19 protein-coding genes are annotated in these 20,927 nt (G+C 65.4%); 14 read left to right on the plus strand and 5 right to left on the minus strand.

What is annotated here, in order from left to right:
• Positions 1 to 34: 34 nt before the first annotated feature.
• Together BLT66_RS08395 and BLT66_RS08400 are read right to left on the minus strand one after the other, a co-directional pair.
• A complete protein-coding gene (locus BLT66_RS08395) occupies positions 35 to 769 on the minus strand; it encodes a phosphonate utilization associated transcriptional regulator (protein WP_092757241.1) in 735 nt (244 codons plus the stop codon).
• 36 nt (positions 770 to 805) lie between these two features.
• Complete coding sequence (locus tag BLT66_RS08400) at positions 806 to 2,284, minus strand: amino acid permease (RefSeq protein WP_092757242.1); 1,479 nt, start codon at positions 2,282 to 2,284, stop codon at positions 806 to 808.
• 347 nt (positions 2,285 to 2,631) lie between these two features.
• On the opposite strand from BLT66_RS08400, the gene BLT66_RS08405 reads away from it, so the two are divergent.
• The 8 genes from BLT66_RS08405 (at position 2,632) to BLT66_RS08440 (ending at position 12,001) form a co-directional block, all read left to right on the plus strand.
• A complete protein-coding gene (locus BLT66_RS08405) occupies positions 2,632 to 4,017 on the plus strand; it encodes a glutamine synthetase family protein (protein WP_092757243.1) in 1,386 nt (461 codons plus the stop codon).
• Positions 4,017 to 5,660 carry an iron-containing alcohol dehydrogenase gene (locus BLT66_RS08410; protein ID WP_176955016.1) on the plus strand — a complete coding sequence of 548 codons (1,644 nt, stop codon included), beginning with the start codon at positions 4,017 to 4,019 and terminating at the stop codon, positions 5,658 to 5,660. The genes BLT66_RS08405 and BLT66_RS08410 overlap by 1 nt, the downstream gene beginning before the upstream one ends.
• The gene (locus BLT66_RS08415) at positions 5,660 to 6,451 is read left to right on the plus strand and encodes a gamma-glutamyl-gamma-aminobutyrate hydrolase family protein (RefSeq protein ID WP_092757245.1); all 792 of its coding nucleotides are present in this window, start codon (positions 5,660 to 5,662) and stop codon (positions 6,449 to 6,451) included. Before BLT66_RS08410 ends, BLT66_RS08415 begins: the two co-directional genes overlap by 1 nt.
• Complete coding sequence (locus BLT66_RS08420) at positions 6,448 to 7,815, plus strand: aldehyde dehydrogenase family protein (RefSeq protein WP_092757246.1); 1,368 nt, start codon at positions 6,448 to 6,450, stop codon at positions 7,813 to 7,815. The genes BLT66_RS08415 and BLT66_RS08420 overlap by 4 nt, the downstream gene beginning before the upstream one ends.
• A 198-nt stretch (positions 7,816 to 8,013) precedes the next feature.
• A complete protein-coding gene (gene eat / locus BLT66_RS08425; protein WP_092757247.1) occupies positions 8,014 to 9,387 on the plus strand; it encodes an ethanolamine permease in 1,374 nt (457 codons plus the stop codon).
• An 18-nt stretch (positions 9,388 to 9,405) separates the two neighbouring features.
• A complete protein-coding gene (locus BLT66_RS08430) occupies positions 9,406 to 10,797 on the plus strand; it encodes an ethanolamine ammonia-lyase subunit EutB (protein ID WP_092757248.1) in 1,392 nt (463 codons plus the stop codon).
• Positions 10,794 to 11,591: an ethanolamine ammonia-lyase subunit EutC gene (gene eutC, locus BLT66_RS08435; RefSeq protein ID WP_092757249.1), complete on the plus strand. Its 798-nt coding sequence runs from the start codon at positions 10,794 to 10,796 to the stop codon at positions 11,589 to 11,591. The genes BLT66_RS08430 and eutC overlap by 4 nt, the downstream gene beginning before the upstream one ends.
• A gap of 53 nt (positions 11,592 to 11,644) precedes the next feature.
• Complete coding sequence (locus tag BLT66_RS08440; RefSeq protein ID WP_092757250.1) at positions 11,645 to 12,001, plus strand: RidA family protein; 357 nt, start codon at positions 11,645 to 11,647, stop codon at positions 11,999 to 12,001.
• Between the two features lie 68 nt (positions 12,002 to 12,069).
• Here BLT66_RS08440 and BLT66_RS08445 read toward each other — a convergent pair whose 3' ends face one another.
• On the minus strand, positions 12,070 to 12,618 hold the full coding sequence (locus BLT66_RS08445; protein ID WP_092757251.1) for a hypothetical protein: 549 nt from the start codon (positions 12,616 to 12,618) through the stop codon (positions 12,070 to 12,072).
• Positions 12,619 to 12,704: 86 nt separating this feature from the next.
• Positions 12,705 to 15,638 carry a DNA topoisomerase III gene (locus BLT66_RS08450; protein ID WP_092757252.1) on the minus strand — a complete coding sequence of 978 codons (2,934 nt, stop codon included), beginning with the start codon at positions 15,636 to 15,638 and terminating at the stop codon, positions 12,705 to 12,707.
• 146 nt (positions 15,639 to 15,784) lie between these two features.
• Here BLT66_RS08450 and BLT66_RS08455 point away from each other — a divergent pair, with 146 nt between their 5' ends.
• The 3 genes from BLT66_RS08455 to BLT66_RS08465 are packed head-to-tail and all read left to right on the plus strand — an operon-like array spanning position 15,785 to position 17,728.
• Positions 15,785 to 16,291, plus strand: a complete 507-nt coding sequence (locus BLT66_RS08455; protein ID WP_092757836.1) for an SET domain-containing protein — start codon at positions 15,785 to 15,787, stop codon at positions 16,289 to 16,291.
• On the plus strand, positions 16,288 to 17,049 hold the full coding sequence (locus tag BLT66_RS08460) for a biotin--[acetyl-CoA-carboxylase] ligase (protein ID WP_092757253.1): 762 nt from the start codon (positions 16,288 to 16,290) through the stop codon (positions 17,047 to 17,049). The genes BLT66_RS08455 and BLT66_RS08460 overlap by 4 nt, the downstream gene beginning before the upstream one ends.
• A gap of 4 nt (positions 17,050 to 17,053) precedes the next feature.
• A complete protein-coding gene (locus tag BLT66_RS08465) occupies positions 17,054 to 17,728 on the plus strand; it encodes a hypothetical protein (RefSeq protein ID WP_092757254.1) in 675 nt (224 codons plus the stop codon).
• Between the two features lie 9 nt (positions 17,729 to 17,737).
• Here BLT66_RS08465 and BLT66_RS08470 read toward each other — a convergent pair whose 3' ends face one another.
• Complete coding sequence (locus BLT66_RS08470; RefSeq protein ID WP_092757255.1) at positions 17,738 to 18,919, minus strand: methyltransferase; 1,182 nt, start codon at positions 18,917 to 18,919, stop codon at positions 17,738 to 17,740.
• 222 nt (positions 18,920 to 19,141) lie between these two features.
• Between BLT66_RS08470 and BLT66_RS08475 the strand changes: the two genes are divergently transcribed.
• The 3 genes from BLT66_RS08475 to BLT66_RS08485 all read left to right on the plus strand — a co-directional run bounded on the left by BLT66_RS08475 (position 19,142) and on the right by BLT66_RS08485 (position 20,927).
• Positions 19,142 to 19,579 carry a hypothetical protein gene (locus tag BLT66_RS08475; RefSeq protein WP_143029169.1) on the plus strand — a complete coding sequence of 146 codons (438 nt, stop codon included), beginning with the start codon at positions 19,142 to 19,144 and terminating at the stop codon, positions 19,577 to 19,579.
• A gap of 78 nt (positions 19,580 to 19,657) precedes the next feature.
• A complete protein-coding gene (locus BLT66_RS08480; RefSeq protein WP_092757257.1) occupies positions 19,658 to 20,089 on the plus strand; it encodes a GNAT family N-acetyltransferase in 432 nt (143 codons plus the stop codon).
• Between the two features lies 1 nt (position 20,090).
• Positions 20,091 to 20,927: a tetratricopeptide repeat protein gene (locus BLT66_RS08485; RefSeq protein WP_092757258.1), complete on the plus strand. Its 837-nt coding sequence runs from the start codon at positions 20,091 to 20,093 to the stop codon at positions 20,925 to 20,927.

A 20,927-nucleotide genomic window follows, 5' to 3' on the forward strand; every position in this document is an offset into this window, starting at 1 on the left:
CCAAGGCCTGGCCAGGCCTTGGGTCCGGCGAGATTCAGGCTGCGCTTTTTCGGCGCTTGGGCACCGGCGCGGTCTCGGCTTCTGTAGCGGCGCGGCTCAGGTCGTGGGTGACCGTGCGGGCCTTGCTCTCCATGGCGTGGTCGAACATCGCGCGGCCGGCGGCTTCGGGGTCGCGGGAGGCGATGGCGTCGACGATGGGGCGGTGTTCGCTGGCGGTGATAGGCATCAGCCAGCCATCGGCCAGGTTCAGCCGGCGGAACAGCGACAGTTCCTTGATCAGCTTGCGGTAAATCTCGGTGAGCTTGCGGTTGCCGGCCAGCTCCACCAGCCGGTCGTGGAATTGCAGGTTCAGCAGGTGGTAGTTGTAGGCATCCTTGGACTTCACCTTGCGCTCCATGGCGGTGACCATGGCCTTGATTTCCTTCAGCTCGGCCGGCGTGATGCGCAGTGCCAGCTGGCGGCCCACCAGCTCGTCCAGCTGGGCGCGCAGGTCAAAGATTTCTACCGCCTCGTCGGTGTGGATGTCGCGCACAAACACGCCGCGGTTCTTCTCCACCCGCACCAGGCCGCCTTCTTCGAGCATGCGAAAGGCCTCGCGCACCGGGCCGCGCGAAACGCCGAGTTTCAGCGCCAGCGTGGCCTCGATCAGCTTGGTGCCGGGGCTGTATTCACCGGCCAGGATGGCACGCTCAATCTCTTGCTGCACCACACTGGTCAGCGAGCTGCTTTGCAGCAGGGCAATGGTCTGGTGGGGAGCGGCGGCTTGCATGGCCCGAATTGGATCACAGATTGCGGCGGTTTCGCCTTAGCGCCGGCCCAGGCTGGTGACCGGCGGGCCCTTGAAACGGCGGCGTTCGAAGCCGAACCAGACCACCGCCGTCAGCGCCAGAAACACCAGCGTGATCTTCAACGCCGCGTCGTTCGGCGGCTGCACGCCCAGGAACAGAATCAGCGCCACACTGGCCACCACCAGCAGCGCTACCAGCCGGTACGCCGGTCCCATGTCCCAGGGGCCCATCTTGGTCCAGCTGCGGCCATAGGCGATGCCGCCGAGTGCCACTGGCAGCCCGTATGAGATGAAGATGAAGATCACCGTCACCGACACGATGGTGGTGTAGGCCGGGGTGTACAGCGTAAACAGCACCGCGATGGTGGCCGCGGTCCAGATCGCCGCCACCGGCGAGCGCAGCGTGCTGTGCACCCGTTTCAGTGCGCTGGACGCAGGCAGGCCGCCGTCGCGGGCAAAGGCAAAAATCATCCGCGAGGCCGAGGTCACCGTAGCCAGCCCGCACAGAAACTGTGACGCGGTGATGGCCACGTACAAAGCGGTCTTCAGCGGCATCGGCAGCACGGCTTCCATCGTCGCAAAAAACACATTGCCGCCGCTGGCCGCGGCCTTGTCCATGTCCGGAATGGCGATGACAAATGCGCACAGCATCAGGTAGCCGAACAGCGACGAATACAGCACCGAGGTGACGATGCCCTTGGGCACGGCGCGCGAGGCGCCCACGGTTTCCTCGGCGGTATGGGCGGATGCGTCAAAGCCGGTGATGGTGTAGATCGGCAGCAGCAGGCCCAAGCCGAACAGCATCCACAGGCTGTCGGTCGCGGGCCAGACGTCGCCGCCGGCCGGCCCGCTGTAGTTTTTGAAGGTGACCAGCCGGGCGAAGTCGTAGCTGGGCGCAAAGGCCAGCAGCGCAATGGTCAGTGCGATCGCGGTGGCAAAGATCAGGTAGCCGCTGATGTCGGTCAGGAAGGCAGTGAGTTTGATGCCCACGTGGTTGGCCAGCGCCTGCAGCGCGGTGATGCCGATCACAAAGCTGGCTTGCGTGGTAAACGTAGGCTCCCAGCCTAGTGCCGGGCCAAAGGCGCCGATGAAAAAGTAGAAGGTGCCCACGTTGATCGCACCCAGCACGGTTACCAGGCCCAGCAGGTTCAGCCAGGCGGTCAGCCAGCCCCAGCCGCGCCCACCCAGGATGGAACTCCAGTGGTACAAGCCCCCGGCGGTGGGATAGGCCGAACCGATCTGCGCCATGCCCAGCGCAAACACAAAACTGATCGCGCTGCCAATCAGCCAGCCGATGCCAATGGCTGCGCCACCGACGCCCGAGATACCCTGCGACAGCGAATTGATGCCGCCGGACAGGATGCAGATGATGGAAAACGAGATCGCGAAATTGGAGAACGGCTTCATGCTGCGCGACAGTTCCTGGGTGTAACCCATGCCCTGCAAGATGCGTGCGTCGTCACTCAGCTCGGCCACCTTGGCGGTTGGAATATTCATCAGATGTAGCTCCCGAATAAGGGGTTGAAATGTGTATGTGTCTGACCATCCAAGCCCATCGGGCGGCAGGGTGTGCCGCGCATGCCCGGATGTTCCGGCGGTGCCTTGCTGCGCTCTGCGCCGACCGCAAAGGTCGGCGTGCACATGCGCACCGCCGCTGCACGGTGTAACCGCGAAGCTGGCGCAGTGCAAGAAAAAATGCAGATTGTTAACAATCTGCATTCCCCGATTGACATCCATCGGTACACGCGTTTCAATAGAACGGCCTCGACACAAGACCACAAAGCTGGGTGGGCACGCATGCGGCACCATGCGCCTGCCCTCGGCTTACAACCACAAGAGACAAGATGGCATCCAAATCCAAAACCGTTTCCCACCATCCTGCGCTGGCCGCGTTGCAGAAATCCGGCGCCGCCAAGGTCAAGGTCGCCGTGACCGACATCGACGGCGTGCTGCGCGGCAAATACCTGCACATCGACAAGTTCCTCGGCGCGGCCGAGCCCTACCCGGCGGGCGGCTTCGGCTTCTGCGACGTGGTGCTGGGCTGGGACATGACCGACACCTGCTACGACAACACCAGCGTCACCGGCTGGCAGCACGGCTTCCCCGATGCGCTGGCCCGGCTCGACCTGGGCACTGCGCGCCATGTGCCCTGGGACAGCCAGGTGCCGTTCTTCCTGGGCGAATTCGTGCTGGCCGATGGCACGCCGCACCCGCTGTGCCCGCGCCAGACGTTGAAGCGTGTGCTCCAGCGGGCCGAGAAAATGGGCTTGCAGGTGATGACCGGCATGGAATTCGAGTGGTACAACTTTCTGGAAACCCCGCACAGCTGGGCCGAGAAGAAGGGCGTGGGCGCAACCCCGCTGACCCCGGGCATGTTTGGCTATTCGCTGCTGCGCATGAACCAGAACCGGCCGTTCTTCAACGCCTTGATGGACGAGATGCGCGATTTCGGCGTGCCCATCGAAGGCCTGCACACCGAGACCGGGCCGGGCGTGTTCGAAGTCGCCATCGGTTTCAGCGAAGCCCTGGCCCAGGCCGACCGGGCCGTGCTGTTCAAGACCGGGGCCAAGGAGATCGGCGCGCGCTTCGGCATCATGCCCAGCTTCATGGCCAAGCCGCACCAACAGCTGCCGGGCTGCAGCGGCCACATCCACCAAAGTTTGAGCGACGGTAAAAACAACCTGTTCTTCGACGCCAAGAACCCGCGCAAGATGAGCAAGCTGTTCGAGAGCTACCTGGCCGGCCAGTTGGCCTGCATGGTGGACTTCGGCCCGATGATCTGGCCCACCATCAACAGCTACAAGCGCCTGGTCGACGGCTGCTGGGCGCCGGTCAAGCCCACCTGGGGCGTGGACAACCGTACCGCCAGCTTCCGCGTGATTGCCGGCAGCCCCAAGGCCACGCGGCTGGAAACCCGCTGCCCCGGCGCCGACGTGAACCCCTATCTGGCCATGGCCGCCGTCATCGCCGCCGGGCTCGACGGGGTGGAAAAGGGCTTGAAGTTGACCACCCCGCCCATCACCGGCACCAACGGCGGCGCCGAGCACATCGCCCGCGCACCGCGCACCCTGATCGAAACCACCCGGCTGTTTCAAAAATCTGCGGTCGCACGCGACTGGTTGGGCGATACTTTTGTCGACCACTTCGCCGCCACCCGCGAATGGGAATGGCGTCAGTGGCTGGATGCCGTGACCGATTGGGAAATGAAACGCTACTTCGAGATTATTTAATGGACATACGCCGCCTGCAGCTCGCCGACACCCTGTCTTACCGGGCTCTGCGCCTGCGGGCGCTGCGCGAGCATGCGGATGCGTTTACTTCCAGCTTCGAAGAAGAAAACCTGCGCCCGCTGGCCGACACCGAAAAGCGCCTGGCCGGCAGCGACAAGCTTTGGGGCGCATTCATCGACAACACCCTGGTGGGCATGGTCGGCCTGAGCTTCGAGTCGCGCCTGAAGAACCGCCACAAGGCCAACCTGGTCAGCATGTATGTGGCGCCCGAAGTAGCCGGCCGCGGCATCGGTCGCGCGCTGGTGGCCACGGTGCTGCAGGACGCGCGGGCCTCCGGCGTCAGCCGCGTCGTGCTCACCGTCACCGAGGGCAACCAGGCGGCTACCGCGCTGTACCAGCAGGCCGGCTTCCGCGCCTTTGGCACCGAACCCGATGCAATCCGTGTCCAGGGCCGCAGCTTTGGCAAAACCCATATGGCGATTACCGTCCAACCCGAACCCAGCACCACCATGAGCATCAACTCCTTCGCCTTTCCCACACCGATCAAATTTGGCGCCGGCGCGCGCAAGCTCGTCGCCCAGCACCTGATAGACCAGGGCTTGCAGCGTCCCCTGATCGTGACCGACCGGGCCCTGGCCGCCCTGCCGGTGATGGCCGAGTTCGTCAGCCATCTGAACGGCCTGGTGGTGGCCGTGTACAGCGGCGTGCACGGCAACCCGACTTGCAGCCAGGTGATGGAAGGCGCCGAGGCCTTCAAGGCGCACAACGCCGACTGCGTGATCGGCTTTGGCGGCGGTGCGGCGCTGGATGTGGCCAAGGTGGTCGGCATCCCGGCTACCCATCCCGGCGACATTCTGGAATACGTGTGGGACCACCCGCAGGTGCGGCCCATCAGCCAGCCCCTGCCGTACTTTGTGGCCGTGCCCACCACCTCGGGCACCGGCTCGGAAGTCGGCCGCTCCAGCGTGGTCAGCGAGAACGACACGCATCTCAAGCGCGTGGTCTTCAGCGCCCACATTTTGGCCAAGACCGTGTTTGCCGACCCCGAGCTCACCCTGGGCCTGCCCGCCCATGTGACCGCCGCCACCGGCATGGACGCGCTGACCCACAACATCGAAAGCTACCTCTCGCCGGCCTACCACCCGCTATGCGACGGCATCGCGCTGGAGGGCGTGCGCATCGCCGCCGCTGCGCTGCGCACCGCGGTGCACGAGCCCAGCAACCTGCAGGCCAGATCCGACATGATGATGGCCTCGATGATGGGTGCGATCGCCTTCCAGAAGGACCTGGGCGCGGTGCATTCCTGCGCCCATGCGCTGGGCGCGGTCTGCGACCTGCACCACGGCCTGGCCAACGCGCTGATGATCGACACCGTGCTGGTCTGGAACCAGGTGGCCGTGCCGCACAAGTTCGACGAACTGGCCCATGTGTGCAAACTGGAGGGCGGTGGCAAGGCCTTTGTGCCCTGGCTGCGCGAGCTCAAGCAGGACATCGGCATCAGCGGCCGGCTGGCCGACCACGGCGTGCATTCCGAACACCTGCCGCGCCTGGTGGAGATCGCCACCGCCGACATGTGCCACCAGACCAACCCGCGTCCCTGCACGGCGGAGGACTTCGAGAATCTTTTCAAGGCAGCTTTGTGATGGTGAAAGACCGTTTGAAGATTGGCATCAGCGCCTGCTTTCTGCACCCCGACCCGGCGCGCGCAGCGTTTGCCAAGAAGACCCTGCAGTACGTCGAGCAGTCGATGGCGCACTGGATCATGTCGGGCGGCGCGCTGCCGGTGATGGTGCCGTCGCCGGTGGGCGATACCGCGCGCGGCGAGGTGCATTTCGACGACTATGCGCAGTGGCTGGACGGCCTGGTGCTGCACGGTGGCGCCGATGTCTGGCCCGGCAGCTATGGCGAAACCCCGTTGCAGGAACGCTGGAGCGGCGACCGCATCCGCGACGGCTACGAGCAGGCCCTGGTGCATGCCTTTGTGGCGGCCGGCAAGCCGGTGTTCGGCGTGTGCCGGGGGCTGCAGCTGATCAACGTGGCCTTTGGCGGCACGCTCTACCAGGACATTGCCACCCAGCGTCCCGAGGCGGTGCTGCACCGCGACGCCGATACCTACGACCAGCATTTCCACCAGCTGGAAATCGTAGAGAAAACCCGGCTCGGTGCACTATTGGCGGGCGCAAGCAGCTACAAAATAAATAGTATCCACCACCAGGGCATCAAGGACCTGGCGCCGGGCTTTGTGGTCGAGGCGCGCTGCCCCGAGGACGGCATGGTCGAAGCCATCCGCGGCACAGGCCCCGCCTATGTGGCGGCCGTGCAGTGGCACCCTGAGTTCCACCAACCCGCGCTCGGCACCCTGGACGACACGCCGCTGCTTACCGACTTTCTGCAAGCCGCCCAGGCGGCCAAAAACCAACTGCGCACGCTATGAAAACCTTGAGCATCCACAACCCCGCCACCGGCACGCTGATCCGCGAGTTGCCCTGCGACGACGCCGCTTCCATCTCGGCCAAGGCCCTGGCCGCCCGCAGCGCGCAACCGGCCTGGGCGGCGCTGCCGCTGGCCCAGCGCAAAGATTGCATAGTCCGCTTCCGCGCCGCCGTGGTGGACGAGCTGCAGGCCCTGGCCGCCACCATGACGGCCGAGACCGGCAAGCCCATCAGCATGTCGCGCAACGAGTTGAACGGGCTGCTGGGCCGCATCGACTTCTTTCTGGCCGAGGTCGACGCCAGCACCGCCACCCAAACCGTGTTCCATGAAGGCGGCATGACCGAGCAGATCGAGCACGTCCCGCTGGGCGTGGTGGCGAATATCTCGGCCTGGAACTACCCCTGGTTCGTGGGCTGCAACGTCATCATCCCGGCGCTGCTGACCGGCAACAGCGTGCTCTACAAGCCCTCGGAATACGCCACGCTGACCGGCCTGGCGATCGCCCGCCTGCTGCACGCGGCCGGCGTGCCGCTGGATGTGTTTGTGCTCTGCGTGGGCGGCGCGGCTGTGGGCACGGCCTTGCAGGCGCAGCGCATCGACGGCCTGTTTTTCACCGGCTCGTATGCCACCGGCGCCAAGATCGCCCAGACCTTGGGTCCGCGCATGGTCAAGCTGCAGCTGGAGCTGGGCGGCAAGGACCCGACCTATGTGTGCGACGACGCCGACCCGGCCATCGCCGCCGCCTCGCTGGCCGACGGCGCCATGTACAACACCGGCCAGAGCTGCTGCTCGGTGGAGCGCATCTATGTGCACGAAAAAATCTTCGACGCCTTTGTGGCGGCCTTTCTGGACACGGTGCGCGGCTTCCGGGTGGGCGACCCGATGGATGACGCCACCTACATCGGCGCACTCACCCGCAGCGCCCAGCTGGACGTGCTGGACGCCCAAGTGGCTGACGCCATCGCCAAGGGCGCGACCCTGCTGACTGGCGGCCAGCGCCTGCCCGGCAACAGCTATGCGCCCACGGTGTTTACCGGTGTGGACCACACCATGGACCTAATGGTCGAGGAAAGCTTCGGCCCGGTCATCGGCATCCAGAAGGTGGCCAGCGACGCCGAGGCCGTGGCGCTGATGAACGACACCCGCTACGGCCTGACGGCCGGCGTCTTCACCCCCGACGAGGCTCGCGCCCGCGCCGTGCTGGCCCAGGTGCGCGCCGGCAGCGTCTACTGGAACTGCTGCGACCGCGTGAGCCCGCGCCTGCCCTGGAGCGGCTATGGCGATTCGGGCATGGGCCTGACCCTGTCGACCTACGGCATCCAGACCTTCACCCGGCCCAAAGCCTGGCATCTGCGCCAGGCGTGATGGCTTTCATAGATAAAAACCGGGTTTGCGTAGACAGAATATGCGCGTGCAGCTACAAATAAAGTAGCACTGTCGCCACCGCGACAGAATTCTGATGGTGGCATCAAAGTTGCAATACCCCCATGGCGCAAAGGCCTATGCACCACAGGGGGCATAGGTTTCCTTTGCGCAAACACCAACCCAGTGCAAGGAACCCGTATGGCCACTCCCTCTAAATCACCCGCGCTGCAGCAAACCCTGGGCACCGTCCAGCTATGGGGCATCGCCGTCGGCTTGGTGATCTCCGGCGAATACTTTGGCTGGAGCTTCGGCTGGGCCTCGGCGGGCACGCTGGGCTTTACCGTCACCTCGTTGTTCATCGCCGCGATGTACACCTGCTTCATCTTCAGCTTCACCGAGCTGACCACCTCGATCCCGCATGCGGGCGGCCCGTTTGCCTACAGTAAGCGCGCGTTCGGCCCCATAGGCGGCTATTTCGCCGGGGCGGCCACGCTGATCGAATTCGTGTTTGCCCCGCCGGCGATTGCGCTGGCGATTGGCGCCTACCTGAACGTGCAGTTCCCCTCGCTCGACCCCAAGGTGGCCGCCGTTGGCGCCTACCTGGTGTTCATGACGCTGAACATTGTGGGCGTGCAGATCGCCGCCACCTTCGAGTTGGCCGTGACCCTGTTGGCCATTTTTGAGCTGCTGGTGTTCATGGGCGTGGTCTCGCCTAGCTTCTCGCTGGCCAACTTCACCAAGGGCGGCTGGTCGGGTGCCGACGGCTTCAGCATGGCGGCGATTCCTGGCATGTTTGCGGCGATTCCGTTTGCCATCTGGTTCTTCCTGGCGATCGAAGGCGTGGCCATGGCCGCCGAAGAAGCCAAGGACCCGAAACGCTCTATCCCCATCGCCTACATCGCCGGCATCCTGACCCTGGTGCTGCTGGCGATTGGCGTGATGGTGTTTGCCGGTGGCGCCGGCGACTGGACCAAGCTGGCCAATATCAATGACCCGCTGCCCCAGGCCATGAAGCTGATCGTCGGTGAAAACAGCAACTGGCTGCACATGCTGGTCTGGCTCGGCCTGTTCGGCCTGATCGCCTCGTTCCACGGCATCATCCTCGGCTATTCGCGGCAGATTTTTGCGCTGGCGCGGGAGGCTTATCTGCCCTCGTACTTCGCCAAGATCCACCCGCGCTTCAACACCCCGCACCGGGCGATTCTGGCCGGCGGCGTGATCGGCATTGCGGCCATCTTCAGCGACGAGCTGATCAAGATCGGCGGCCAGACCCTGACCGCCAACATCGTCACCATGTCGGTGTTCGGCGCCATCCTGATGTACATCATCAGCATGCTCAGCCTGTTCAAGCTGCGCCGCACCGAGCCGAACATGGTGCGTCCGTTCCGGGCGCCGTTCTACCCCATCCTGCCGGCGTTTGCCTTGCTGGGCGCCTGCGTTTGCATGGTCACCATGATCTACTTCAACCCACTGGTGTTCGGTCTGTTCATCGGCTTCCTGGCGGTGGGCCTGGTCTACTTTTTGTTGACCAAGGGCCAGCGCCAGGCTGCGCTGCCCGGCGTCGCCGCCTAAGCCACTGCAAAGGCCCGCATGCCCCAGTTTGCCCATACGGTAGGCGCCCACACCTACCGCTTCCGCGATCTGCGTGAGCTGCTGGCCAAAGCCACGCCCTTGCGCTCCGGCGATGTGCTGGCCGGCGTGGCCGCCGGCAATGCGCAGGAGCGCGTGGCCGCGCAAATGGCGCTGGCCGATCTGCCGCTGGCCACCTTTCTGCAGCAGCCGGTCGTGCCCTACGAGAGCGACGAGGTCACCCGCCTGATCATCGACAGCCACCAGGCGGCGGCCTTCGCCCCCATCCAGCATCTGACGGTGGGCGACTTCCGCAACTGGCTGCTCAGCGACCCGGTGGACAGCGCCACCCTGGCCGCGGTATCGCCGGGCATCACGCCCGAAATGGCGGCGGCGGTCAGCAAGATCATGCGCAACCAGGATCTGATTCTGGTGGCCAAGAAGTGCCGTGTCATCACCGCCTTCCGCAACACCATAGGCCTGGAGCGGCGCCTGTCGACCCGGCTGCAGCCCAACCACCCGACCGACGACACCAGCGGCATCGCCGCCAGCGTGCTCGACGGCCTGCTCTACGGCAGCGGCGACGCGGTGATCGGCATCAATCCGGCCACCGACAACGTGCCCCAGGTGGTGAAGATCGTCACCATGCTGGACGCCATCATCCAGCGCTACGAGATCCCCACGCAAAGCTGCGTGCTCACCCATGTGACCAACACCATCCAGGCGATCGAGCGCGGCGCGCCGGTGGACCTGGTGTTCCAGTCGATTGCCGGCACCGAGGCGGCCAACCGCAGCTTCGGCATCAACCTGGCCTTGCTGGCCGAGTCGCGCAGCGCCGCCCTGTCGCTGAACCGCGGCACGGTGGGTGACAACGTGATGTACTTCGAAACCGGCCAGGGCAGCGCGCTGTCGGCCAACGCCCACCATGGCATGGACCAGCAGACCTGCGAGGCCCGCGCCTACGCCGTGGCCCGCGCCTTCAAGCCGCTGCTGGTGAACACCGTGGTCGGCTTCATCGGGCCCGAATACCTGTTCGACGGCAAGCAGATCATCCGCGCCGGCCTGGAAGACCATTTCTGCGCCAAGCTGCTGGGTCTGCCCATGGGCTGCGACGTCTGCTACACCAACCACGCCGAGGCCGACCAGAACGACATGGACGTGCTGCTGACCCTGTTGGGCGCGGCCGGCTGCAGCTTTGTGATGGGCATTCCCGGCTCGGACGACATCATGCTGAACTACCAGACCACCTCGTTCCACGACGCGCTGTATGTGCGCCGCCTGCTCGGTCTGCGCCCCGCGCCCGAGTTCGAGGCCTGGCTGCAGCGCATGCAGATTTTTGAAAGCGATGGCATGGCCCAGCTCGGCAGCGCCATGCCCGAGCCCTTTGCCCACGCTTTACTGGCCCTGACATGAATGTGATCTCCAACCCCTGGCAGGCCTTGCGCAGCCTGACCGCCGCGCGCATCGCCCTGGGCCGCACCGGCATCAGCCTGCCGACCCAGCCGCAGCTCGACTTCCAGCTGGCCCATGCGCGAGCCCGTGACGCCGTGCACCTGCCGCTGGACACCGCCCAGCTCGCGCAGGACCTGGGTGCCGTCCTGCCCGGCCACCCCGATGCCTTGCAGCTGGCCAGCGCTGCGCCCGACCGCAGCACCTATCTGCAGCGCCCCGACCTGGGCCGCCGGCTCGACGCCGCATCGCACGACAAGCTGGCCGAGCGCTACCTGCCGGTCGTGCCGTTCGATCTGGCGCTGGTGGTGGTCGATGGCCTGTCGGCGCTGGCGATTGCGCAGAACGCCGCGCCCTTCATCCACGCCCTGCTGCAGCGCCTGGGCACCGAGGACTGGTCACTGGCCCCCACCACCATCGTCACCCAGGGCCGGGTGGCGGTGGGCGACGAGGTCGGCCAGCTGCTGGGCGCCAAGGCCGTGGTGGTGCTGGTCGGCGAGCGCCCAGGCCTGAGCGCGCCCGACAGCATGGGCCTGTACCTCACCTGGGGGCCGCGGGTCGGCCTGACCGATGCGGCGCGCAACTGTATCTCGAACGTGCGGCCCGAAGGTCTGTCCTACTTCGACGCTGCCTACAAACTGCACATGCTGCTGCGCGAGTCGCGCCGGCGCCAGCTGTCGGGCGTGGACCTGAAGGACGAAACCGTGGATGCGCTGGAGCCCGGCAGCGGCGCGATGCGCAACTTCCTGCTGCCCTGAGCGCGCTACGATCAGGGGTTGTATTTCCACCCCTGTTCAAGAAAGCGCAAGCCATGACCATCCAACGCATCAACCCCGGCAACCGACTCTGCGACGCCACCATCCACAACGGCGTGGCCTACCTGGCCGGTCAGGTGCCGGAAGACAACAGCCTGCCGATTGCGGCCCAAACCCAGAGCGTGCTGGACCAGATCGACACCGTGCTGGCCCAAGCCGGCAGCGACAAGTCGCGCATCCTGACCGCCACCATCTACCTGGCCGCGATGGCCGACTTTGCCGCCATGAACGCGGTGTGGGACGCCTGGCTGGGCACGGCCGGCATCGGCCCCGCCCGCGCCACGGTAGAAGCCCGCCTGGCCCGCCCTGAGATCAAGGTCGAGATCATGGTGACGGCCGCACTGAAGTCCTGAATTTATGCAAAATAGGCCGCTAGCGCACAGAACACCTGCGCTAGCAGCTATGTTTTCAATAGCATGGCCTATTTGCGGCCGGTCAGGCCCTGGAACAGTGCGCTGAACTTGTTGACCACGTAGGGCGCAAACAGCGTCATGCCGGCCACCAGGAAGTTGACCACGCGGTCCATGTGCTCCGGCACCTGGCCGGTGCTGCCCAGGCCAAACAAGGCCAGCGCCCCGAAGCCGATGAACAAAAACAGAATCGCCACCATGCCCATCAGCGCGATCACGCGGCTGCTGCTGGCGCGCATCTGCGGCGCCAGCAGGGGGCGGCCGTCGGCGCCTAGCTGCAGGCTGCGGGTCACATTGCCCGCGGCATCGGTGGTTTCGGTATAGACCGGCAGGTCGGTCGGCTCGGACAAGGCATCGGCCAGCGACCAGTTCGGCGCCTGCAGCAGTGCCGAGCGGATGATCCAGATCGCGATGACCGCACCGACCAGCGCTACCACCGGCACGCAGTACAGCAGCCAGTTGGCGGGCGGTGTCCAGGTGATGGGCTGGGCCTGAGCGGCCGTGGCCGCGCAAGCCGCTAGGCTTGTGCACAGGCGCGGCAGACGGTTGGTCAAAGGCATGGCTCCTCCTGGCGGTGGTGGCGGGTCCACCACTATGCGCCCGGCGCGCACCGGGTGGAAGCGGGCCACCCCGCAGCAGTTCCGCTTCAGGCCAGGTGCTTGCCGATCAGGCCGGTCAGCTCAAACATCGTCACCTGCGGCTTGCCGAATACCGGTGCCAGCAAGGCGTCGGCGTTGATGTTGCGCTTGTTGGTGGCGTCTTGCAGGTTGTTGGCCTTGATGTAGTCCCACATTTTCTTGACCATCTGCGGACGCGAAGCGGCCTCGCTGCCGACCACCGCGGCCAGGGCCGGGCTGGGCGTCAGGCCGCCGGTGCTGGCGGTTTTGCGCGGGGTTTTGGCCGCGGCGGTTTTCTTGGCTGCGGCCTTTTTGGCGGGGGCGGCCTTCTTGGCCGGAACCGCTTTCTTTGCGGCTGCAGACTTGGCTGCGGCACCGGGCCGTGGCGGGAACTTGCTGGGCGCGAACTCGAAGTTCACTTTGCCGGCTTCCGCGTCCCAGGCCAAAAAGGCCTTGAAGTTGCGGCGCGTGCGCATGGAGACGAACTTGTCCAGCAGATCGGTTTTGCCGGTGGCCAGCAGCTTGCGCATCTGCTCGGGCTCCACCGGCTGTTGCAGGATGATCTTGCCGCTCTTGAAGTCGCAGCTGGGCGTCGGATGGGCCAGGGTCGGCACGGTTTTTTCGCAGACGTAGTTGGCGCCGTGCTCGTGCACCGGGCTGCCGCACTTGGGGCAGTTGCCCAGGCTGGGCGCGTCGCCAAAGTCGACCAGCTCACCGGTTTCCTCGGCCTTTTTGTCGTCGCCGAAGTCGAATTCCAGCTTGTAGTTCTTGGTTTCTTCGTCGAACTTGATGGTCATCTCGGCGGTGAACGGCCAGCCGGCCTTGGAGCGGAAGCCGTCCAGCGGGCCGATCCGGCGGTCGCGCATGAACTGCTCGACCTCGGCCTGCTCAAACGTGCGGCCGGCCGGCGATTTGCCGAACGAAAAGCCGCAGCCGTCGCTGTGACCATCGGCGCCGGTACAGGTGTAGCGGCGGTAGTTTTCTTTCACGATGCCGCCGCAGTTCGGGCAGGGCGTGGACAGCGTGGCGTAGTCGCCGGGAATGGTGTCGCGGTCGTATTCCTTGGCCTTTTTGACCAGGCGTTCGGTCATGGCGGCGATCTCGGCCATGAAGCTGGCGCGGCTGATCTGGCCGCGCTCCATTTGCGCGAGTTTGTATTCCCATTCGCCGGTGAGCTCGGCCTTGGAAAGTTCTTCCACGCCCAGGCCGCGTAAGAGCGTCATCAGCTGGAAAGCCTTGGCCGTGGGAATCAGCTCGCGGCCTTCGCGCAGCATGTATTTTTCGGCGATCAAGCCTTCGATGATGCTGGAGCGGGTGGCTGGCGTGCCCAGGCCTTTTTCCTGCATGGCTTCGCGCAGCTCGTCGTCGTCTATGGTCTTGCCTGCGCCTTCCATGGCGCCGAGCAAGGTGGCTTCGGAGTAGCGGGCCGGCGGCCGGGTCTTCAGCGCCTTGGGGTCCACGGCGACGGCCTGGACGGTTTCGCCGGGCTTCACCAGCACCAGGTTCTTGCCGTCTTTTTCATCGTCGTCGCTGACGGCTTCCTTGCCGTAAATGGCCAGCCAGCCCGGCTTGACCAGCACCTTGCCGTCACTGCGGAAAGCGTACTTTTTGCCTTCGGTCGCCACCGTGCTGATGCGGGTGGTGACCTGGTATTCGGCGCTGGGGAAGAACACCGACATAAAGCGGCGCACCACGAAGTCGTACAGCCGTTGCTCGGCCTCGCTGAGGCCGCTGGGGGCTTGCAGGGTCGGGATGATCGCAAAGTGATCGCTGACCTTGCTGTTGTCGAACACGCGCTTGGTCGGCTTCACGTAGTTGCCGTCCACCGCCTGCTTGGCAAACGGCGCCAGGTGCTTCATGCCGCTGTTGGCCAGCATGCCCATGGTTTCCTTGACTACCGGCAGGTAGTCTTCGGGCAGCGCGCGCGAATCGGTACGCGGGTAGGTCAGGGCCTTGTGGCGTTCGTACAGGCTTTGCGCCAGGGCCAGTGTGGTCTTTGCGCTGAAGCCGAAGCGGCTGTTGGCCTCGCGCTGCAACGATGTCAGGTCGAACAGGGCGGGCGACGCCTGCGTGGTGGGCTTGCTTTCTTCCGTCACCGTGGCGGGCTTGCCGCGGGCGGCGCTGGCAATGGCTTGCGCCTCGGCTGCGTTCCACACGCGGTCGGCACGCTGCTCTGCGTCGGGCTGGCCGTCCGGGCCGGGCGGCGGTTTCTTCCAGTCGGGGTTGAACCATTTGCCCGGGTAGTTGCCGGCTTCGGCATCGAAGCTGCCGTGGATTTCCCAGTAGTCGCGGCTGACGAACTTGCGGATTTTTTCTTCGCGCTCCACCACCACCGACAGCGTGGGCGTCTGCACCCTGCCCACGGTGGTCAAAAAGAAGCCGCCATCGCGCGAGTTGAAGGCGGTCATGGCGCGGGTGCCGTTGATGCCGACCAGCCAGTCGGCCTCGGAACGCGAACGCGCCGCATCGGCCAGGCCCTGCATCTGGGCTTCGGAGCGCAGCGCGCCAAAGCCATCGCGGATGGCCTGCGGTGTCATCGACTGCAGCCAGAGACGGCGCACCGGTTTGGCCAGGGGTTTGGAGCCGCCCGCGTACTGCTCGATCAGGCGGAAGATCAGTTCACCCTCGCGGCCCGCATCGCAGGCGTTGATGATGTCGGTGACGTCCTTGCGCTTGGCCTGCTTGACCACCGCGTTCAGGCGGGTTTTGGTTTTATCGACGGGTTTGAGGTCGAAATACGGTGGGATGACGGGCAGATGGGCAAAACTCCACTTGCCGCGCTTAACGTCAAATTCCTCTGGCGCCTGGATTTCCACCAAATGGCCGACCGCGCTGGTGACCACGTATTTTTCGCTCTCGAAATACTCGTCGAACTTTTCGAATTTGCCTGCCGTCGGCGTGAGTGCGCGCACGATGTCTTGCGCCACCGACGGTTTTTCTGCAATCACCAAAGTTTTTGTCATAGTTTTTTCGCTAATTTTTGAATTCTGTGGGGGGCTTTGCGGGGCGGCGGCTCTTATATAGCCAGGGCCACTTCTACAATCCGGTTCAAGCTGTGTGCAATTGCACACACTTAGGTTCCCTTATTTAAGTTAACAGAGTTTTGCCCTTGACTTCCAAAACCCCCGTTAAAGCCGCTAGAAATACCGGGCGACGCATCCAGGTCCGACGCTCCGGCGTCCATGGCAAAGGCGTGTTCGCACTGCAGGACATCGCCGCTGGCGAGGTTGTGGCCGAGTACGTGGGCGAGATCATTTCCTGGCAAGAAGCCCAGGATCGGCACCCGCACGACCCCAGCCAGCCCAACCACACCTTCTACTTCCACGTGGACGAAGACCGGGTCATCGACGCCAACTACGGTGGCAATGCCTCGCGCTGGATCAACCATGCCTGCGAGCCGAATTGCGAAACCGACGAGCAGGACGGCCGCATCTTCATCGTGGCCCTGCAGGACATCGCGGCCGGCGAAGAGCTGAATTACGACTACGGCCTGATGCTGGAAGAGCGCTACACGCCCAAGCTGAAGGCCGAATACCCGTGCTGGTGCGGCGCGCCCAGCTGCCGCGGCACCCTGCTGGCGCCCAAGCGCCGGATCAGCCGGCTGCGCAAGCCATGAACTGGCCGGCCGAGGCGATCTGGGAGGCGGTGTACCCGCTGCTGCCCGACTTTACGGTCGAGGTGCTGCCACAGATCGATTCCAGCAGCAGCGAGCTGATGCGTCGGGTCCGCGCCGGTCGCAACGAGCCGACTCTGCTGGTGGCCGAGCAGCAGACCGCCGGCCGCGGCCGCCTGGGGCGCGACTGGCATAGCCAAGTCGGCGATTCCTTGACCTTTTCGCTGGCCCTGCCGCTGGCGCCGGCCGACTGGTCGGGCCTGTCGCTGGCCGTGGGGGTCAGCGTGGTGAACAGCCTGCATGCCGATCTGCAGCTCAAATGGCCGAACGATGTGTGGCTGCACGGCCGCAAGCTGGCCGGCATCTTGATCGAAACCGCCGGTGTGGGCGATCAGCGGGTGGCCGTGGTTGGCATCGGCATCAACATCGCGCCCCGCGCGGGGGATGGCCTGTCCACTGCGCCGGCCTGGCTGCAGGAAGTGCTGCCCGGCGTGGACGCGGGCCAGGCCTTGCTGCGCATCGCCGCGCCGCTGGTGCAGGCGCTCAAGGCCTTTGAGCTCGGCGGCTTTGCCCCGTTTCAGGCGCAGTTCGACCAGCGCGATCTGCTGCGCGACCGGGCGGTGAACCTGAGCAACGGCACGGTGGGCATGGCGCGCGGCGTCGATGCCCAGGGTGGCCTGCTGCTGCAAACGCCGGACGGCCTGCAGACCGTGACCAGCGCCGAAGTCAGCGTGCGCCCGGCCGCCACCCCGGCGGGCTAAGCACATGCTGCGCGCCGTGATCCTGTTCTTGCTGCTGGCCAATGGCCTGTACTACGCCTGGTCGCAAGGCCTTCTGGCCGCCTACGGCCTGGCGCCCACGGTGGAATCCGAGCCGCAGCGCCTGCAGCAGCAGATCCACCCCGAGATGGTGGAAGTGCTGCCGCCGAACAGCGCCGACGCCGCTCCGGCTCCCGCACCAGCCGAGGCCGCCAGCGCCTCCGTTGCCGCCGCCGAGCCCACCGAATGCCTGACCGCCGGCCCGTTTGACGCGGCCCGTGGCACGGCGCTGGCCCGGTCGCTGGCAGCCCTGCCGGCCGGTTCCTGGACCCTGGACGAAGCGGTTGAACCCGGTCGCTGGATCGTCTACATGGGCCGCTACCCGAACACCGACTGGGTGGACCGCAAGAAAGCCGAGCTGCGCGGCATGCGCGTCAAATACGAGGCCCCGCCCAAGGCGCTGGAGCCCGGCTTGTCGCTGGGCGGCTTCGACAGCGAAGCCGCCGCCAATAAATCGCTGGGCGACCTGACCCAGCGTGGCGTGCGCACCGCGCGGGTGGTGCTCGAGCATCCCGAAGTGCGCGGCGTGCAGCTGCGCCTGCCGGCGGTGGACGCAGCCATCAAAACCCAGCTGGACGGACTGAAGCCGGCGCTGGCGGGCCGGCCGCTGCGCGCCTGCTGAGAGTAACTTTTAGACCGCCGCGGCGAGCCGCCACAGCGAGGTGACTTCAGCCGCCCGCGCCGCATGCAGGGCGGCGGTGGCATCCGTCGCCTTGGGGTGCAGCGGCTTGGCGTCCAGCCGGCCCAGCACCTGCAAACCATTGCGTTCAAAGGCCGCCAGCAGCTCTTCGCGGCTGCGCAAGCCCAGGTGCTCAGCAAAGTCCGACAAGATCAGCCAGCCCTCGCCACCCGGTGCCAAGTGCGCCTTCAACCCGGCCAGAAAGCCCAGCAGCATGCTGCTGTTCTCGTCATACACGGCGTGTTCGATCGGCGATCCAGGCCGGGCCGGTAGCCAGGGCGGGTTGCACACGATCAGCGTGGCCTGGCCCTCGGGGAACAGGTCGGTCTGCACCACCTGCACCTGCTTGGCCACGCCCAGCTGCGCCAGGTTGTCCCGGGCGCATGCCAGGGCGCGCGGGTCGGTATCGGTGGCCACGATCTGGGCCACACCGCGCCGCGCCAGCACCGCCGCCAGCACGCCGCTGCCGGTGCCGATGTCGAACGCCGTCCCCGCCACCGGCAAGGGGGCTTTGGCCACCAGGTCGATGTACTCGCCGCGCACCGGCGAAAACACGCCGTAGTGCGGGTGGATGCGGTTCAGCGGCGGCTCGCCCAGCGCCGGGATCTCCAGGCCCTTGCGGCGCCATTCGTGGGTGCTGGTCAGGCCTTGCAGCTCGCGCAGAGTGATGACGGCCGGGCCTTCCGCGGCATTCGCCGGGCCCCAGGCCGCTAAACAAGCGGCATGCACATTGGGCGCGCGGCGCAGCGGGATGCTGTAGTCGGCGTTGATGGGTAGCAGCAGCATGTTCAGCACCCGCGCGCGTTGGGCCTGGGCCTGGCGGTACAGGTGGAAGGCCTCGGCCGGGGCGACGGCCTCCTTGGGCGCTTTGCGCTGCTTGCGCGCCGGGGTCTGGTCGACGCGCCGGGCGATGGCTTGCAGCAGCTGACGGGCGTTGTGGAAGTCGCCACGCCACAGCAGGGCCGTACCCTCGCAGGCCAGGCGGTAGGCGGTGTCGGCCGACAAAGTGTCGTCGGCCAGCACGACGCGCTTGGGCGCGGGCGCGCCGCGCTCGGAGCGCCAGCGGGCGGACTGGGGCTGGTCGGCCTCGGTCCAATGGATGGTGGGGTGGGTGGCGGAATCGTTGGTCGGCATGGCAGGCTTTGCGCGGTGGGTAACCGGGTCTTTTAACAGACGAGGCCGATCGTCCTCCAAGTTGCGGAAAACCGCGGTAAAACATCGGTGTGTAATAGTGCTATATTTTTAGTAGCTGTTACCGCTCGTACTACCTGCGATACCGCCCATTTTCTTGTAAATTTTCCGGGTATTCCGTCGAATGTATAGTGGCCAATTCCGCCACCCTGGGGACTTTGGACCATGCGACTCCTGCTGTTGACCGTGCTGATGGCCGCGCTGGCGCCGGCTGCCGATGCCGGTGTTTTCACCACCCGCTGCCTGTTCGCCGAAGGCGCTAAAAAACCGATCCTGCTGCAGTTCAGCACCGTGGGCGACGACGCGAGTGGCTGGAGCGGCGGCTTCGTGCGCTACGGCACCAACAGCCGGCCCATCAGCCTGGTGCGCGTGCGCGAATCGCATGTGGAAACAGCACCCGGCCGGCCGTTTGCGTTCACCACTGTCTGGCTGGAGATCGTCGGCGGCCAGACGCTGGGTAGCTACGAGGTGGAAACCCAGGGCGCGCGTATCAACCGCTTCGTCTACACCCACAAGCGCAGCGGCCTGGGCACCAGCTTCGTGGAAAACCCGGGTATCGATGTCGGTGCCGACGGCGCCTGCCGCTGGACGGCCACGGGCTAGTCCAGGTTACTATCGAATGCATAGCGGCTTGCGCAGGTACTGCATGCGCTAGCGGCCCATTTCATCAGGATTTTCAGCATGCACACCAGCAGCCAACGCGGCGCCTACCGCATCAGCACCGACCCGCAGCAGCTGGACCTGGCCGCTGTCCACGCCTACCTCGCGCAGAGCTACTGGTCGCCCGGCGTCGCCCGCGAACGGGTCGAGCGTGCGGCGGCGAATTCCCTGTGTTTTGGCCTGTTCCACGGCGCGCAGCAGGTGGGTTTTGCGCGGGTCGTCACCGACAAAACCACGTTCGCCTACCTGGCCGACGTCTACATCCTCGAAGCCTACCGCGGCCAGGGTTTGTCCAAGTGGCTGATGCAAACCATCCTCGCCCATCCCGACCTGCAAGGCCTGCGCCGCTTCATGCTGGCCACGCGGGATGCGCACAGCCTGTATGCGCAGTTCGGCTTCACCGCGCTGGCCAATCCGGGGCGGCTGATGGAGATGCATCGGCCGGCGGCTTAAGTTGCGTGGTCTTCCTTTTAACTTCACCAACACCATGAAAAATAGCCCTCGTTTGTTGCTCCTGGTGCTTCTTTGCGTAGGCCTGGGCGTTGGCGTGTTGAAGGCTTACACCTTCGGTCGTATCGCCTTTGACGCGGGCAACTACAAAGCTGCCCGGTGGTGGTATGGGGTGGCCGCCAATATGGGGGACGCGAATGCCCAAAACAACCTGGCCGGGCTGTACGCGGACGGGCTGGGCGGCCCGCAGAACAACCGCCTGGCGGCAGAGTGGTTCGAGAAGGCAGCCCGTAACGGGGTTGCATCGGCAAAGTTCAATTTGTCCAATTTTTATGAAGACGGCCGAGGCGGCACGCAGGACACGCGCAAAGCGGTTGCACTGTTGGAGAGCGCTGCGTCGGAGGGCGACGTGGTTGCTGCGTTCAATCTGGGCAGCATTTATGCCACCGGGCGGGATGACTTTCCCAAAGATGCCACACAGGCCATTGCCTGGTACCAAAAAGCGGCGGACCGCGGCTATGCATCGGCCCAGTACAACCTGGGCAGCCTGTACGCACAGGGTGTGGATGTACCCCAAGATTTGAGCCAAGCCGGAAAGTTCTTTTCTCAGGCTGCGCAGCTTGGCCATGCCAAAGCCCAGATGGATCTGGGGACCATGCATGCCTTCGGCATGGGCTATGCGCAGGACACTGTCCAAGGCATGCAGTGGCTGCGCAAGGCGGCCAGTCAAGCCGTAACCGCGGCCGAGGCGATGCGGCGGATAGAGACTGTTTGCAAAGGCACGATCGACGCAGCAACTAAAGCCTTATGCCAACAGCCGCTGAGCACGCCTGCGGGCTGA

This window comes from Rhodoferax sp. OV413 (assembly GCF_900104385.1).
Classification (GTDB): domain Bacteria; phylum Pseudomonadota; class Gammaproteobacteria; order Burkholderiales; family Burkholderiaceae_C; genus Rhodoferax_B.